Raw genomic sequence first — 15657 nt, forward strand, 5'->3', positions numbered from 1 at the left:
AGACCGTTCGACTCCTCCTCACCGGCCGGATCAGGAAGTTGCAAGTACCGTTCCGACGCGCGCTTCCCGGGCTTCGATCTCAGGGAAGGATATCGCCGACGCGGCGCGGTTCGCCCTTCAGGTCCGGCTGTTCCGCGACGATCTTCAGCACCTCGTGGTCCGTCACGTCGTAGTAGGACTTCTCGGTAGCCTCTTCGATGAGTTCCCGCTCGAGGCGGAACTCGGTTCCTTCGTACACGACGTCGACTCCATCGTCGTCGAACGCGAGCGTCGTCATAACCGCCAGTAGGTGACGGGGTGTTAAAAACCGGACGACTGGTTTCAGCCCGCCCTCAGCGGTGGAGACAGCGGCCAACGAGACATACGCAGACCGAAGTACCACCGAAGGCGGTGGGAATGTCGCTCTGAGCGGGTCTCAGACCGATTGAGACACCCACGAGAGGAATCCCACGACTTCAGTCGCGGGCGGATGTCAACGAAACGGATCCCACTCGAGTCGGATGATCCCCGCGAGTCCGACCATCGAGGCGACGATGAACACCAGGCTGACGACCGTGATCGTCTCCGCCGACGAGCCGGGTTCGACGAACGGCCAGGTGAGCACCAGTAACGCGAGCAACACCGCGTTCATGGTGAACAGGAGCCGCCAGATCGTCGTCATTCGACCGGCCGGAGCGTCGTTTCGTTCGCTCGCAGGTCCTCGACGAACGCGCCGTCGCCGCCGACGCTGAGTCGCTCACCGTCGTCGGTCTCGACGCTGAGGCTGTTTTCGACGGGGAACGAGTTCGTGAACGGCTCGACGAGCCCCTGTCGGATTCCGACGACCCGACCCGTCACGAACCGAGGTTCGTCCGTATCGGTCGTTCGACCCGACACCTCGATTCGAAGCATTCGGCCGTCGAGTTGCGCGAGTACCGCGTTGAGTACCGCCGGTCGGGCCATCGTGTAGGTCGCGGGAAGCGACGCGGAATCGCCGGTGTAGACCTCCTCGCCCGCGGCCCAGAAGCCGCCCTGGAAGGCGCCGAACATCGATCCGACGACGTGGGATTCAGAGACGGCGACGGCTTCCTTGTCGTTGTCGTCGCTCCGGAGGAGTTGCCGCTCGCCGACGATTCCCGATCCCGAATCGCCGGTCGCGACGAACGACATGTCGTGGTGCCACTGACGGACGACGTGCGCGACGCCGTCGAACCGTCGCTCGACTTCTTCGCTCGACTGCGGCTCGACCGCACCCTCGAGCAACACGACCATTACGCCGCGATCGAACGCCGATTCGATCTCGTTCTCGAGTTTTTCGACCGCGTAGTGGGGAAGCGCGAGGAACACCTCCTCGGTTGCCGAGCTGACGATCCGTCGGATCTCCTTGAGCACGGTCTGGCGGCTCTTGATGACGTTGAACGAGGCCGTCTCCTGGGAAGTCTCGGTGAACCGGGTCTCGAGACCCGGTTGGAGCGATCGCAGCCGACTGACGAGCCCCTCGATGGCCTGTTCCGGCGGTACGGCGGCGATCGTCGTCGGTTTCGCGTGGTCTTTCACGATCGCCAGTCCGCGTTCCTCCAGGTCCTCCGCGATCTGGTAAACGTACCGCTGAGAGACGCCGGATTCGTCGGCGATCGCGCTGGTCTTGGCCTCGCCGAGCGCGAGCAACGCGAGATACGTGTCGATCTCCTTCTCGGAGAGTCCGAACGCCGCCAGCTGTGATCTGAGTGTAGCTTCCTGCATACCGTCCCCTGTGTCGAGACGATGGAGCTCAGTGGGTTTCAAGGTGTGTGGATTCGGCCCCCTCGAGGAGGTCACTGGACCAGTACTCGTGGTCCGGATCGTCTCGGAAACACTTCGCGCAGTGGCCCCGGTCGTCCGCCTCGCGCTGCGAGAGCGCGGGCGTTTCGGACGTGCAGACCGCCCGCGCCTCGGGACACCGCGGATGGAACCGACAGCCCGCCGGCGGGTTCACCGGATCGGGAATGTCGATGTCGCGAACGGGCGGCTCCGTGGCGTCCCAGCTACTCGGGTCGACGTCCGCGGTCGCCCACCGCAACACCTTCGTGTAGGGGTGTTGCGGATTCTGGAGCACCTCGTCTGCGGGGCCGATCTCGACGATCTCTCCGAGGTACATCACCCCGAGGCGGCCGTTCGCGTTCTCAGCGAGGTAGCGGGCGTTCGAGAGGTCGTGGCTGATGAACAGGAACGACGTGCCGAACTCCTCCTGGAGTTCGAGCAGCAGGTCCATCGTCTCCACGCGCAGGGAGACGTCGAGCGCGGAGACGGCCTCGTCCGCGAGGATGAGATCCGGATTCATCAACAGCGCCCGGACCAGCGCGACGCGCTGTTGCTCGCCGCCCGAGAGCTGGTGCGGGTAGCGACTCGCGTAGTCGCCCGGCGGCTTCATCCCGACGCGCTCGAGCATCCGCAGGACTCGCGCCCGGCGATCCTCGCTGTCCATGTCGGGTTCCCACCGGGCCAGCGGGGTCGTGAGGCTCTTCATCACCGTCCGGTTCGGGTTGAGTGCCCCGCCGGGATCCTGGTGGATGATCTGCAGAGACTTGCGAATCTGCTCGTAGGGGATCTCTCCGGTACCGTCCTTGGCCTCCCAGATGTCCTGTCCGCGGTAGCGAACGCTGCCGCCCGTCGGACGCTGGACGCCGATAGCGGTCTTGCCGAGCGTCGTTTTCCCGCAACCGGATTCGCCGACGAGCGCGACGACGTCGTTCTCCGGAATGTCGAGCGAGACGTTGTCGACCGCCTTAACGCGGTCGGGATCGTTGAACAGGCCCTCGACCAGACCCTGTTCCTTCTCGAAGTGCACCTCGACGTTCTCGAGGGAGACGACGTGGTCGTCGGTCATCGGTTCACCTCCGTCTCCCCGTTGGCCGTCTGCGCTTGCGGATCGAGATCGACCGCCTCGTCGGCGTCTTCCCAGTGGAAACAGGTTACCGCGTGTTCGCCGCCGTCGTCGACCTCGTGGAAGTGCGGTTCCGTCGTCCGACACTCCTCGTCCGCGATCGGACACCGTGGCGCGTAGGTACACCCCTGCGGGATGTTCACCGGGTCCGGGGCGGAGCCCTCGATCGGCTGCATCGTCTCGAGCGGCGCGTCGAGGTTGGGGACCGCCTTGAGGAGCGCTCGCGTGTACGGGTGCGAGGGATTCCGGACGACGTCCTCGGCCGGTCCGACCTCGCGGAGGTCGAAGGCGTACATGACCGCGATCCGGTCGGCCAGCCCCGCCACGAGCGGGAGGTCGTGTGTGATGAACACGACCGTCAGCTCGTACTTCTCCTGAAGGTCCGACAGCAGGCTGAGGATCGACCGCTGCATCAGCAGGTCCAGTGCGGCCGTCGGCTCGTCCATCACCAGCACTTCGGGCTCGAGGATGAGACTGAGCGCGATCAGCGCGCGCTGGGACATCCCGCCGGAGAGCTCGTGCGGGTAGGAGTCCAGCACGCGCTCGGCGTCGAGATACAGATCCGAGAGCAGCTCGCGGGCGCGCTCCATTCCTTCCTGGCGGTCGGCGCCGTGAGCGTCGAGCGTCTCCTCGAAGTGGCCCCGAATCGTCATCGTCGGGTTGAACGACCGCGAGGCGCCCTGGAATACCATCGCCACCTCCTCCCAGCGGAACTCCTTGAGTTCGCGATCCGAGAGTTCGAGGACGTTGATCGGGTCGCCGTCTTCGGGGTAGTAGACCACGTCGCCCGTGAGCCGACCCGGTTCGTCGACGGCGTCGAGCATCGCGTTCGCGAGCATCGACTTGCCGGAGCCGCTCTCGCCGACGATGCCGACGATCTCCTCGCGATAGACCTCGAAGTCGACGTCGTCGACGACCCGGGAGGTCCCCCGGTCCATGTCGAACTCGACGGTCGTGTTCTCGAGCGAGAAGACGACGTCGTCCGATCGTTCGTCGCTCGAGTCGTGCTGTCCCCCTGCGGTTCGTTGTGTCGCGTTTGCCATCAGGAACTCACCTCGTCGTCAGTGTCGTCTCCGCCGACCGTCTTCGCGTGGCGGGCGCGCACCCGCGGGTTGAACAGGCGGTCGGCCGACTGTGCGAACAGCGTCAGCCCCATCGAGAGGAAGATTACGGCGAGCATCGGCATCAATAGCCAGTGGAACGCCACCATCGACGAGGTCGCGCCCGCCTGGGAGACCGCGTCGTTCATCATGACGCCCCAGTTGGTCCGGTTGTACGGGAGGATCCCCAGGAAGTACAGTCCGACGGAGCCGAAGATCACTGCCCGGGCCTGCTGGACGAAATTCATCGTGATGTAGGGCATCAGGTTGGGGATGATGTCCGTGGTGAGGATCTTCGGCGTCGAGACGCCCATGATCCGCGAGGCCTCCACGTACTCTGCGTCCCGCAGAGTCAGGACCTGCGACCGCAACGCGCGGGCCAGTCCCGCCCAGGCGTTGATCGAGAGCAACACGCCGATCAGGTACGGGTTCCCGCCGATATCCGTAACGCCCGCGAGGACGATCACCAGCGGCAGCCCGGGGATCGTCAGCATCACGTCGGTCACCGTCATCAGCCCCTGATCGACGGCTCCGCCCTTGTAGCCCGAGGTCGTGCCGACGACCGTCGCGACGACGACCGAGAACACCGCCCCGGCGGTGATCATCTGAATCATCGGCACCGTCGCGTAGACGACCTGCGAGAGGATGTCGACGCCGGAAGCCGTCGTCCCGAGGGGGTGCTCGAGCGTGCGGAACGCTCCGACGAGTCGATCGCCCTGGTTCGTCCGGGGTTCGTCGACGAGCCGGACGCCGACGGTCCCCAGGAAGAGGAAGAAGGCGATGATCGTCACGGCGATTCGCGCTCGCCAGTCGTGCCAGACGATTCTGGCGGGTGCGAGCACGAACTCGTCGACAAGCTGGCGGTACCGCTCCGATCGCGTGAGGTTGGTCTCGGAGACGGTCTCGAAGTCGGAGGCTGCCTCAGTACGACTCACGGGAGCCACCTCCTTTGGCGCGGGGGTCGAGTTTTCCGTACGTCAGGTCGGCGATGTAGACGCCGATGACGACGGCGATCGTGATCAGGATGAACGCGCCCATCATCACCGGGTAGTCGCGCTGGTCGATCGCGCTGATCAGATAGAAGCCGATGCCGGGATAGGCGAAAATCTCCTCGATGATGATCGCGCCGCCGAACATCAGTCCGATGGCGATCATCAGGTTGGTGTACATCGGCAGGATCGCGTTGCGCGCGACGTACCGGAGCGCGATCCGGTGTTCGGAGAGCCCGCGCAGCCGGGCCACGTGCAGGTAGTCAGCGCCGAGGACGCGGATGCTGTTGCCTCGCATGTCGAGCGCCCAGCCGCCGAAGGCGACGACGGCCATCGACAGGACGGGCAAGGCCCCGTGGTAGGCGACGCTCGCCAGAAACTCCGGGTGAATCCCGGGCTCGAGGCCGGAGGCGTAGCGCCCGCCGGTCGGGAACAGCCCGGTCTGGTGGCCGAGAAACGTCAGGGCGAGCAGCGCGACGACGTAGTCCGGGATCGAGTTCAACAGCAGCGCGACGCCCGTCGAGGAGACGTCGAACGTGCTCCCCTCGCGGTAAGCCATGTACGCGCCGAGGCTGATCCCGACGACGAACGCCAGGAACAGCGACGTGGCCATGATGAACACCGTCCAGGGGAGCGCGCTGCCGAGGATGTCGGCGACGGGTTCGTTGTGCCAGGTAGAGATACCGAAGTCCCCCGTCAGGATGCTCGCCATGTACTCGGCGTACTGGACGTACAGCGGCTCGTCGGGTGCGATGTTCATCTGCGCCTCGATCTGGCGATTGATCTGCTCGCTCGTCAGATCGTTGCCCTGTTCTAGCATCTGCGCCCGCATGGACTGTGCGGGACCGCCCGGAAGGAGCCGGATGAGCGCGAACGTGAGCGTGATCGTGGCGAAGACCGTGAAGATCGCCTGCGCGGTGCGCTTGAGTATGTAGTGCATGCTGGTGGTAACTGGCGAATCCGTCGGCTACTCCTCCTGGGCCATCGTCGCGAGCGAGTCGACGATCTCCGCGGGATCGACCGCCTCGCTCTCGCGGACGTCCTCGTGGAGCGGCTCGACCTCGAACTCGTCCGGGAAGCTCCCCGACTGCTGGAGGCTGCCCTGGCCGCCCGTGTAGATGTGATCGTAGTGGTAGTACGGGTACGTGTGATCGAAGCTCGCCCAGCCTTCGACGGCGGCGACGAAGTCGCCCTCCGGGAAGTCCTGTCCGAAGTACGTCTCGTTGCCGCGGGTGAGCATCGCCGCGTCGAAGCCGAACTCGTCTAACTGGTCGACGAGCGTCTCGACGCCCGACACCCAGTCGGAGAACCCTTCGGGCACTTTGACCGGGATCTCGATCGGCTCGCCGTCCTCGTCGACCCACCGGCCGTCCTCCTGACTGTAGCCCGCGTCCTCGAGCAGCTCCGCGGCGCGATCCTCGTCGGTCTCGTAGCGGTTGAACTCGTCGGCGACGCCCTCAAGCCACTCGTCTTCGACTCGGCCGGTGAAGTCGCCGGTGAGACCCGAGGGGATCGTGACGCCGAGTTTGGATCCGGTGCCCGCCGCGGAGTTGTCGGCGACCAGTTCGCGATCGATGACGTGGGCTACCGCGTGGCGAACCGCCCGCTCGCTCATGTGCTCGTCGTCGTAGTTGAAGACGAGTCCCATCCCCCAGTGGCGCGGAATTTCGGCGATCTGGACGTCGTCCGAGAGCTGCTCGACCTGGTTCTGGGGCATGAACAGCGTCGCCTCGCCGTCGAGTTCGCCGCTCTGGAGGGCGTTCCAGCGGCTCTCGTTGTCCGGCATGTACCGGTACTCGGCGTAGTCGAAGTTGATCTCGTCGGCGTCCGGGTGGTCGTCGAACACCGAACAGAGAACGCGCTGTGAGTCAGCCTCCTCGAACTGGAACGGGCCGCAGCCGATCGGCTCGTCGATCGATAGCTGGGTGAGGTCGCTGAAGGCGTCGAGTTCCTCGTCCTCGTCTTCGGCCTCGTCCATGCGTTCGACGTACTCGCCGTAGACGCTGTCCTTGGCGGCCAGGTGCGTCGGCTGGAGCGTCCCGACGACGACCTGCGTGTTGAGCGTAGTGTTGAAATCGATCCGTACCGTGTCGTCGTCGATCGCTTCGACGTCGTCGCTGACGTCGTCGATGAACGAGCGGAGCGTCCCGCCCCCGTACATGTCGAGTTTGACCTGATTGGCGACGTCCGTGGCGGTGACGTCGTCGCCGTCGTGCCAGATCAGGCCGTCTCTGACGACGAGCTCGATCGAGTCGCCGTCGAACTCCCAGTCGGAGATGGCGTACCCTTCGTACTCGGCCTCGACGATGTTGTAGCTCATGAATCGATCGTAGATGCCGCGGTGGGCCTCGGGATACTGCGTCAGGTTCCAGGGGTTGTACTGGGCGTCCGCCGGCACGTCCCACTGGGTGAGGCTCAGCGTGTCGTCGTCGCCGCCGGCCCGCCAGTCGCCGAACCGCGGGAGCCACTCCGTCGGCCAGTAGTACATGAGGTCGGACGTGTCCGGCTCTGGCACGTCCCACTCGTCGGTCCGCTGGAACGACTGGGCGAGTTTCTCCATGACCGGCAACACGGGGAGTTCCTGGTTCGTGATCCAGGCGAGCTCCTGGATCATCTCGAGTTCCGCTTCGGTCGTCTCGATGGTATCGCCGGCCTCGAAACCGTCGTCATCGTCGTCACCGTTTCCGTCTCCGGCTTCCTGTCCACCGCATCCGGCCAGCAGTGCCGCACCGCCTGCGGCACCGATTCCTTTCATAAATCGCCGGCGAGCGAACGCCGGGACCGCCGTGCTGTGAGAGTCCTTCTCGCGCATGAGGAAGGCGAACAGACCGATCCGTAATAAAAATTAGGTCGAAATATTACTTCTAGAATTTGTTCCACGTTAGTTAGCATTAATATATATAATATAGATCGTGATTTCTCATAATTATCATCATCGATAGTCTCGCACGTAACGTTTAACGAGACAACTAGGTAACATCAGGAGTCGGCCGGCTGAACGATTCGGTTCCGAACGACCTACACTACCATCTCGTTGAAAAAATTCAACGCGTTTTTGTCACCCGTCGACGACGGTACTGACGATGACTAGCAATGACCACGGCGGCGACCGCCGGTGGTGGAAGGAAGCGGTCGTCTATCAGGTGTATCCGCGGAGTTTCAACGACTCGAGCGGAGACGGCGTCGGTGACATTCCCGGCATCGTCGAGAAGGTCGACTACCTCGAGGCGCTGGGCGTCGACGTCGTCTGGCTCAACCCGGTCTACGAGTCGCCGATGGCGGACAACGGCTACGACATCGCCGACTATCGGTCGATCCACCCGCAGTTCGGGACGATGGACGACTGGGAGCGCCTGCTCGAGGAACTTCACGCCCGGGACATGCGCCTGATCATGGACCTGGTTGTCAACCACACCTCGGACGAACACGAGTGGTTCCGCCGCTCGCGCGAAGAGGACGCGGAGTACGAGGACTACTATTACTGGCGGGAGGGCGAAGCCCCTCGCGCCTCGGAAGAGTCGAGCGGTGGGAGGCGAGAACGAAGTGAGGTCCTCGATGAAGCGAACGGCGAAGCCGTGAGCGGCCCGCGAGGCGGTGATAACGGGGAAGAGCCGCCGAACAACTGGGATTCCTTCTTCGGCGGCTCCGCGTGGACGTACGACGAGGAGCGCGGCGAGTACTACCTCCACCTGTTCGACGAGAAGCAACCGGATCTGAACTGGCGCAACGAGACGGTCCGCGAGGAGGTATACGAGATGATGCGCTGGTGGCTCGAGCGGGGGATCGACGGCTTCCGGATGGACGTCATCAACCTCGTCTCGAAGACGCGAGGGCTCCCGGACGGCGATCCGGACGACGGGATGACCGGCGACGAACACTTCGTCGACGGCCCCCGCTCGGCCGAGTACATCAGCGAAATGTGCGACCGCGCGCTCGCGGAGTACGACGTGATGACCGTCGGCGAGATGATCGGCGTCGACGCCGACACCGCCCTGGAGTACGTCGGCGAGGACGGCTGCGGTCTGTCGATGCTGATTCACTTCGAGCACATGGGCGTCGACACCGGCGACGGCGGCAAGTGGGACGTCGCGGACCTCGATCTCCTCGAACTGAAGGGGATAATCACCGACTGGCAGGAGACGCTCGCGGACGAAGGCTGGAACTGTCTCTACCTGAGCAACCACGACCAGCCGCGTGCGGTCTCCCGGTTCGGCGACGACGGCGAGTACCGCGAGGAGTCGGCGAAGATGCTCGCCACGTTCCTCTTTACGCTGCAGGGGACGCCGTTCGTCTACCAGGGCCAGGAGATCGGGATGACGAACACGACGTTCGAGGATCCCGGCGACATTCGCGACGTCGAGGCCGAGAATTTCGTCGACTCGAGCCTCGAATCCGGCGAGTACGACTCCTACGACGAACTGCGGCCGATCGTCGAGTCCCGGAGCCGCGACAACGCGCGGACCCCGATGCAGTGGTCGGACGAGGAATACGCAGGGTTCAGCGAGAGCGAGCCCTGGATCGGCGTCACGGGCAACTACGAGGAGGTTAACGTCGAGGCGGCCCGCGCGGAATCGGATTCCGTCTGGCACTACTACCGCGAACTGATCGACCTGCGCGAGGAGCGCGATATCTTCGTCTACGGCGAGTACGACCCGCTCCTACCCGGCCATCCCGAGGTGTTCGCCTACCGGCGGACGCTCGAGGACGAGGAACTGCTGATCGTCTGTAACTTCTTCGACGGCGAACCCACCGTCGACCTGCCGCGGCTCGCCGACGTCGAGGCGCCCGAACTCGTGGTCGGCAACTACGAGGACACCGAGCCGAAAGACGGCGCGCTCGAACTTCGACCGTACGAGGCGCGCGTTTACGAACTGTAACTCGGCGCTTCGACGGCGCTCACACCGCCGCTGGAACGGTTTCGGTGACGATCCCGGGCGTCTCGTTCCGAATCACCCCGTTATCGTCCGCCGCCCGTCAGACATCGCGCGAGGTTTATTACCCGGCGTTCACATTGGTTGCGAGTGTGGCCTTCAGCAGGGATCCGCTCGACGAACTCGCCGTCCCCGACGGGACGGAAGCCAAGGAAGTCGCCCTCGAGACCGACGGAGACGTCCTCATCGGGAGTCGCTCGACGGTCGAGTTCGGCGTCCGCGGACGGAACGTCCTCGCGGGCGAGAGCGTCGAGTTCGGCGGCGACATCGAGGCCGAAGGAGACTGTCGACTCGACATGTGGTGTGACGTCGCGAACAACGTCCTGGTCGGCCAGGACGCCTACATCGGCGAGCGCGTCCACGTCGCCGGCGAGATGAAAGTCGCCGGCGACCTGGACATCGGCGACGACGTCGAGATCGAGGAAGGGTTCGAGGCGAACGGCTGGATCGTCATCCGAAACCCGATGCCGACGATTATTTTCCTCTTCGTCTACCTCAAACAGCTACTGCTCATCGGCGAGGAGGACGCCGCCCAGCGGCTCATCTCCGAACTCGTCGACGAGGAAGAAGAAGTCGAGGCCGAACCGCTGATCATCCCCCGGAACGCGACCGTCAGCGACGACGCCTGGCGGGTCTCGACGCCCGCGACGATCGGCGACGACTGCCGACTCCACGGCAACATCCGGGCCGAGACGATCGACGTCGGTCGCGACTGCGATATCTTCGGCAGCCTCAGGGCTCGCGGCGACGTCACGGTCGGCGAGGGGACGCGCATTCACGGCGATCTGACCACACGCAGCGGCGACGTCGTCGTCGAACGGGACGCCCGCATCCTCGGCGATGTCTCATGTGAGAACCTCGAGCTCGGCCCGGAAGCCGAGGTCGACGGCTCGATCCGCGCGAACGGCGAAATCACGATGCGGACGACCGAGCGCGAGCAGGAGTAACTCGAGTTCAGTCGGTCCCGGACAGTGGGAGAAGTTTTCTGCGCTCGTTACCGACGAGAATCGTCCGTCCGACGAGAGTCGGCGTCGCGACCGCGACCAGTACCTCGTAGCACTACAGCGTCTCGCCTCCATTGGGATCGATGGCGTGCAGCCGCCCTCAAGCGGCGACTTTCACCCCTATTCTTAATAGCCATAGTTGCGATAGGATGATACGAGAATGGCAAGCGAAACCACATCACACGCACAGGGGGGAGTATGCGATCGCTCGTACTGACGAAGGGCGTCCCGGACTTTTCCGAAGGAGCGGTGTCGTTCGACGAGGACGGCCACCTTGAGCGCGGGAAAACGCCGACGGTGATGAATCCGAACGACGAGTTCGCCGTCCGGGCGGCGCTGCAGACGAAGGTTCGCCACGGCGGGCACGTCAGCGGGATGAGCATGGGTCCGCCGGGCTACGGCGACGTCCTGCAGGAGGCGATGGAGTCAGTCTACACCGACGACAGCTACCTGCTCTCGGATCGGGAACTCGCGGCGTCGGACACGTGGGCGACGGCGATCACGCTCAGCGCGGGCATCGAGAAGTACCGGGAGGAGGTCGCCGACGTCGACCTCGTCTTCGCGGGGTTCAAGACGGCCGACGGGGAGACCGGCCAGACCGGCCCCCAGACCTGCTGGGCGCTCGACTGGCCGATCGTCACCCACGTCATCGCGCTGGACATCGACCCCGACGAACGCCGACTCCGCGCGAAGCGCCTCGTCGAGGGTGACGTCGACGAAATCGAGACCGTCGAGGCGCCGCTGCCCTGTATGGTCATCACCGATCCGGAGTTCGAGCCCGCCTATCGCAAGGCCTCCCACCGGCTGACGCACAAACGGCTCCGGGACGAGACCGAAGAGCGGGCGGCCGACCACGACGAGCACCTGACGACGTGGGATCACGTCGACCTGAATCTCGATCCCGACTATATCGGACTCGACGGCTCGCCGACAATCGTCTCCTCGGTCGATCCGATTCCGAAGGCGCCGTCGGAGCGGGAGGCGACGATGATCGATCCCCACGACGGCGACGCGATGGAACCGGTACTCGAGGAACTGCAGCCGTTCGCGGGGAGTGACTGACCATGGCACTGGATCCAAACGACCACACGGTGGACGAACTGGCGGACGAACTCGAGACGGTCGACGACGTCGACGAACTCCAGGCGGCGCTCGAGGCCGAGCAGGCCGGCCGGGATCGCAAGACTGCACGGGAGGCGATCCACCGGCGACTCGAGATCCTCGACGAGGCGGGGAGCGATCACGAGGGCGTCGAGGAGGGAACCGAGACGGAGGGCGAGTACGAGGAGACGAAGGAGGACGTCGGCGACGAGGCGGAGGGCGAAGAGGTAGACGAGGTCGACGACGGCGACGAGGGTGCGGACGAGGAAGCGCCAGCGGACGAGGAGGATGACGGTCTCTCTCGTCCCACTCGAGACAAGAAGCACGTTCGAGCGCTCGACGGCGGCGAGTACGCCGACATGTGGGTGTTCTGTGAGACCCAGCAGGGCGAGTTGCTCGAGGTCTCGCGGGAGATGCTCGGCAAGGCTCGAGAGCTGATGGACCAGTTCGAGGAGGATTACGGCGAGGAAGAGCGAGTCGTCGCGTTCCTGATGGGCGACGACTGCGAGGGACTCGCCGAGGAGTGTATCGCCTACGGCGCCGACGTCGCGGTCTACCACGACGACGATCGGCTCGAGCGGTTCCTCCACAAGCCCTACACCGAGGTCGCGGCCCACATGGCTCGCGGCCAGGGCACCGTCGAGAGCACCGACTGGCGCGAGTACGACGCGCCCAGATACGTCCTGTTCCCGGCGACGAACAACGGACGGGACCTCTCGGCGAAGGTGCAGGCCGAGTTGGACTCCGGGCTCGCTTCGGACTGTTCGGACCTCTTCATCGAGGAAAACGAGGTGTCGAACCCGGTCAAAACCGGCGAACCCGGCGTCAAGAAGACCTTTGAGAAAGTGCTGCACATGAAGCGGCCGGACTTCTCCGGCTTCGAGTACTCCACGATTCTCTGTCTCGACAACCCCGGCCGGGACTTCCACCCGCAGGGCGCGTCGATCATCCCGGGTAGCTTCGAGCCGATGGAGCCCGATTACGATCGGGAGGGGATCGTGATCGAACACGACATGGAACTCGAGGACGACTGGTTCCGCGTCGAGATCACCGAACACGACGAACTCGAGGCCGGAATCGATCTCACCGGCCACGAGGTGATCGTCTGTCTCGGTCGGGGCATCGCCGACGACCCCACTGAGGGGATGGAACTCGGCCTCGAACTCGTCGACGCCTTCGAGGACGCCGAACTGGGCATCACCCGGGGGATCGTCACCTCCGCCTACCAGTTCGAGGGCCACGTCGAGGAGTACTCGAAGGAGGAACGCCAGATCGGCGAGACGGGACAGGTCGTCGCGCCCGACCTCTACATCGCCGCGGGCGTCTCCGGGGCGGTCCAGCACAAGGTCGGGATGGACGAGTCGGACACGATCGTCTCGATCAACACCGACACCGACGCGCGGATTCGCGACTTCAGCGACTACTTCATCGAGGGCGACCTGTTCGAGGTGCTGCCGCGGCTCAGGGCGGCGGTCGAAGCGGGCGAGACGGAACTCGAGACAGTTGCGGACGGAAGCGGTGACGGAGGTGACGACCAATGACGGAAGAGAGAGAACACTACGAGGCCGTCGTCGTCGGCTGTGGCCCCGGCGGAGCCGCGGCGGCCGCCCGACTGGCCGACCACGGCGTCGAAACGCTCGTTCTGGAACGCGGCGTCGAGGCGGGCTCGAAGAACGTCTCCGGCGGGCTGATCTACGCCGAGGAGTCGGCGCCCTACACGATCGACGACCTCTTCGAGGGCTTTCGCGAGGAGGCGGCCGAGCGACCGGTTACCGACTACCAGATCCACAACATCGCCGGGAACAAGGTCAAGAGCTACGATCTCACCGACCTCCACGAGCACGACACCGACTGGTGCGACGCCGTGCTCCGCCGGAAGATGGATTCGCGGCTCGAGGCCCGCGTCCACGAGAAGACGAGCGAGACGGGCGGCGGCGTGCTGACGAACGTTCGGGTGAACGGGCTCCTCCGAGACGACGGGGAGATCGTCGGCGTCACCTGCGACGAACTCGACCCGATCGAGGCGGATCTGATCGTCGCGGCCGACGGCGTCAACTCCGAACTGGCCCGCGACGCCGGGCTCATGGACTGGGAGGAACCCGACGAGTGGTTCCAAGGCGTCAAGGCCGTCGTCGACATGGAGCCCGACGTCATCGACGACCGGTTCGACATCGACGAGGACGAGGGCGCCGCCCACCTGTTCTCGGGCGACCTCTTCGAGGACGTCCGGGGCGGCGGCTTCCTCTACACCAACGAGGACTCGCTGTCGATCGGGACGGTCTTCCACCTCGACAGCCTCGTCGCGGAGCAGGCCGAGCCCCACGAACTGCTCGACGCGCTGCTCACTCACCCCGTGATGGCCCACTGGCTCGGCGACGAGTACGACGAGCGCGAGTACGGCGCAAAACTCGTCCCCGACTCGAAGAAGGTCGCCCACCGTGAGCCCTACCGCGACCGCCTCGTCCTCGTCGGCGACGCCGCCGGCCAGATGCAGGCCCAGGGCCCGATCATCAAGGGGATGAACCACGCCGTCACCGGCGGCGCGCTCGCGGCCGACGCCTTCGCCATCACCCGCGGGAACGCCGATCCCGAAGCCGCCGGCCGCCGGTACGCGAAACTCCTCGAGGAGTCGGGCACGATGGACAAACTCCGCCCGCGGCGGTACGACCTCGCCCGCACGGTCGGCGAGCGAGACGTCGTGACGAACGCCGTCGAACGCGTGCTCGACTCGCGAGTTGGGAGCCTCGCGCTCGGCAATCCCGTCGCCGATCGAGTGCTGAAGCGGGCGTACAACTCGCCGTTCCTGGTGTCGATGATTCCCGACACCCGCACCGGCTACGTCACGGTGCCGGCGATCGTCGGCGAGGAGCACGGTCGAACGATCCGCTGGGAGAACGGCGTCGAACCGCCGAGCCTCGAGGCCCGAATCGGCGGCCTCACGTACGATACGGACGTCGGCAACCCCCACATCGAACTGCTCGACGACTCCGCGGAGGCGAGCGAGGCCGCCGTCTACGCCTGTCCCGTCAGCGCTGAGGACTTCGGCGGCGGCTGCTACCGAACCGAGCAGGTACAGACGAACGGCGACGAGGAGACGGTCGTTAGCCTCGACACTCAGCCATGCGTCGAGTGTGGCACCTGTGCGATCGTCGCCGACACCGCGTGGGAACACCCCCGCGGCGGCAAGGGCGTCGAGTACCGCGAGGGGTAACGTGGACCGGTACGGACCCAGAATCGCCGCGCTCGACCGCCAGGCCGAGCGCGACCGGAAAGCCTTCGATCCCGACGCGTCCGGCCCGGAGGACGGACTCGAGTACCTGCGTGAAGGGGCCGGCCAGGCGATCTGGCTCTACGTCGAGGCTCGAACCGGCGGCCGACTCGTCCCGTTCTCGGAGGCCGAGTTTACCGCCCTCGAGTCCGCGATGAACCGGTGGCTCGAGTGTTACGCCCGGTGTTACGGCGTCGACCTCGAGGCCGACTTTACGATCAGAGCGGCGGCCGAACTGCTGCTCGAGACGAGAAACGTTGTCGATACGGCGCAGTTACTGACGGGCGTACCCGAACGGAAGCGAACGCGAGCGCCCGAAACGGGTCGCTCGACCGATCCGTGACGCCAGCCTGAAACGGACG

General features: G+C 65.1%; 14 protein-coding genes. 6 read left to right on the forward strand and 8 right to left on the reverse strand.

Annotated features, from left to right (window positions below; all coding sequences use genetic code 11):
- Nucleotides 1–79: 79 nt before the first annotated feature.
- From NED97_RS12000 to NED97_RS12030, 8 genes are all read right to left on the reverse strand, one after another.
- Nucleotides 80–277: a DUF5800 family protein gene (locus NED97_RS12000; RefSeq protein ID WP_252487272.1), complete on the reverse strand. Its 198-nt coding sequence runs from the start codon at nt 275–277 to the stop codon at nt 80–82.
- Nucleotides 278–472: 195 nt separating this feature from the next.
- Entirely contained in the window at nt 473–661 is a 189-nt protein-coding gene (locus tag NED97_RS12005; protein ID WP_252487273.1) for a hypothetical protein, read from the reverse strand.
- Nucleotides 658–1722: a TrmB family transcriptional regulator gene (locus tag NED97_RS12010; RefSeq protein WP_252487274.1), complete on the reverse strand. Its 1065-nt coding sequence runs from the start codon at nt 1720–1722 to the stop codon at nt 658–660. The genes NED97_RS12005 and NED97_RS12010 overlap by 4 nt, the downstream gene beginning before the upstream one ends.
- Nucleotides 1723–1750: 28 nt before the next feature.
- Nucleotides 1751–2845, reverse strand: a complete 1095-nt coding sequence (locus NED97_RS23235) for an ABC transporter ATP-binding protein (protein ID WP_345781200.1) — start codon at nt 2843–2845, stop codon at nt 1751–1753.
- Nucleotides 2842–3945 (reverse strand): ABC transporter ATP-binding protein, encoded by a 1104-nt coding sequence (locus NED97_RS23240; RefSeq protein WP_345781201.1) that lies wholly within the window; start codon nt 3943–3945, stop codon nt 2842–2844. The genes NED97_RS23235 and NED97_RS23240 overlap by 4 nt, the downstream gene beginning before the upstream one ends.
- On the reverse strand, nt 3945–4937 hold the full coding sequence (locus tag NED97_RS12020) for an ABC transporter permease (RefSeq protein ID WP_252487275.1): 993 nt from the start codon (nt 4935–4937) through the stop codon (nt 3945–3947). Before NED97_RS12020 ends, NED97_RS23240 begins: the two co-directional genes overlap by 1 nt.
- A complete protein-coding gene (locus tag NED97_RS12025) occupies nt 4924–5931 on the reverse strand; it encodes an ABC transporter permease (protein WP_252487276.1) in 1008 nt (335 codons plus the stop codon). Before NED97_RS12025 ends, NED97_RS12020 begins: the two co-directional genes overlap by 14 nt.
- 27 nt (nt 5932–5958) lie before the next feature.
- Nucleotides 5959–7803, reverse strand: a complete 1845-nt coding sequence (locus NED97_RS12030) for an ABC transporter substrate-binding protein (RefSeq protein WP_252487277.1) — start codon at nt 7801–7803, stop codon at nt 5959–5961.
- A gap of 271 nt (nt 7804–8074) precedes the next feature.
- Between NED97_RS12030 and NED97_RS12035 the strand changes: the two genes are divergently transcribed.
- From NED97_RS12035 to NED97_RS12060, 6 genes are all read left to right on the forward strand, one after another.
- Nucleotides 8075–9868 carry a glycoside hydrolase family 13 protein gene (locus NED97_RS12035; protein WP_252487278.1) on the forward strand — a complete coding sequence of 598 codons (1794 nt, stop codon included), beginning with the start codon at nt 8075–8077 and terminating at the stop codon, nt 9866–9868.
- 146 nt (nt 9869–10014) lie between these two features.
- Nucleotides 10015–10869: a polymer-forming cytoskeletal protein gene (locus NED97_RS12040; RefSeq protein ID WP_252487279.1), complete on the forward strand. Its 855-nt coding sequence runs from the start codon at nt 10015–10017 to the stop codon at nt 10867–10869.
- Between the two features lie 255 nt (nt 10870–11124).
- Complete coding sequence (locus NED97_RS12045; protein WP_252487280.1) at nt 11125–11988, forward strand: electron transfer flavoprotein subunit beta/FixA family protein; 864 nt, start codon at nt 11125–11127, stop codon at nt 11986–11988.
- A gap of 2 nt (nt 11989–11990) precedes the next feature.
- Nucleotides 11991–13568 carry an electron transfer flavoprotein subunit alpha/FixB family protein gene (locus NED97_RS12050; RefSeq protein WP_252487281.1) on the forward strand — a complete coding sequence of 526 codons (1578 nt, stop codon included), beginning with the start codon at nt 11991–11993 and terminating at the stop codon, nt 13566–13568.
- Nucleotides 13565–15238, forward strand: coding sequence for an FAD-dependent monooxygenase (locus NED97_RS12055; RefSeq protein ID WP_252487282.1), 1674 nt, complete (start codon nt 13565–13567; stop codon nt 15236–15238). Before NED97_RS12050 ends, NED97_RS12055 begins: the two co-directional genes overlap by 4 nt.
- Nucleotide 15239: 1 nt before the next feature.
- Entirely contained in the window at nt 15240–15638 is a 399-nt protein-coding gene (locus NED97_RS12060) for a hypothetical protein (protein WP_252487283.1), read from the forward strand.
- Nucleotides 15639–15657 lie beyond the last annotated feature (19 nt).

Source organism: Natronococcus sp. CG52, assembly GCF_023913515.1.
Taxonomy (GTDB): Archaea; Halobacteriota; Halobacteria; order Halobacteriales; family Natrialbaceae; genus Natronococcus; species Natronococcus zhouii.

Bases quoted from the DNA above. Each gene is read 5' to 3' on its own strand.
- NED97_RS12000 (WP_252487272.1), bottom strand. From the start codon at position 277: ATGACGACGCTCGCGTTCGACGACGATGGAGTCGACGTCGTGTACGAA.
- NED97_RS12005 (WP_252487273.1), bottom strand. From the start codon at position 661: ATGACGACGATCTGGCGGCTCCTGTTCACCATGAACGCGGTGTTGCTC.
- NED97_RS12010 (WP_252487274.1), bottom strand. From the start codon at position 1,722: ATGCAGGAAGCTACACTCAGATCACAGCTGGCGGCGTTCGGACTCTCC.
- NED97_RS23235 (WP_345781200.1), bottom strand. From the start codon at position 2,845: ATGACCGACGACCACGTCGTCTCCCTCGAGAACGTCGAGGTGCACTTC.
- NED97_RS23240 (WP_345781201.1), bottom strand. From the start codon at position 3,945: ATGGCAAACGCGACACAACGAACCGCAGGGGGACAGCACGACTCGAGC.
- NED97_RS12025 (WP_252487276.1), bottom strand. From the start codon at position 5,931: ATGCACTACATACTCAAGCGCACCGCGCAGGCGATCTTCACGGTCTTC.
- NED97_RS12030 (WP_252487277.1), bottom strand. From the start codon at position 7,803: ATGCGCGAGAAGGACTCTCACAGCACGGCGGTCCCGGCGTTCGCTCGC.
- NED97_RS12035 (WP_252487278.1), top strand. From the start codon at position 8,075: ATGACTAGCAATGACCACGGCGGCGACCGCCGGTGGTGGAAGGAAGCG.
- NED97_RS12045 (WP_252487280.1), top strand. From the start codon at position 11,125: ATGCGATCGCTCGTACTGACGAAGGGCGTCCCGGACTTTTCCGAAGGA.
- NED97_RS12050 (WP_252487281.1), top strand. From the start codon at position 11,991: ATGGCACTGGATCCAAACGACCACACGGTGGACGAACTGGCGGACGAA.
- NED97_RS12055 (WP_252487282.1), top strand. From the start codon at position 13,565: ATGACGGAAGAGAGAGAACACTACGAGGCCGTCGTCGTCGGCTGTGGC.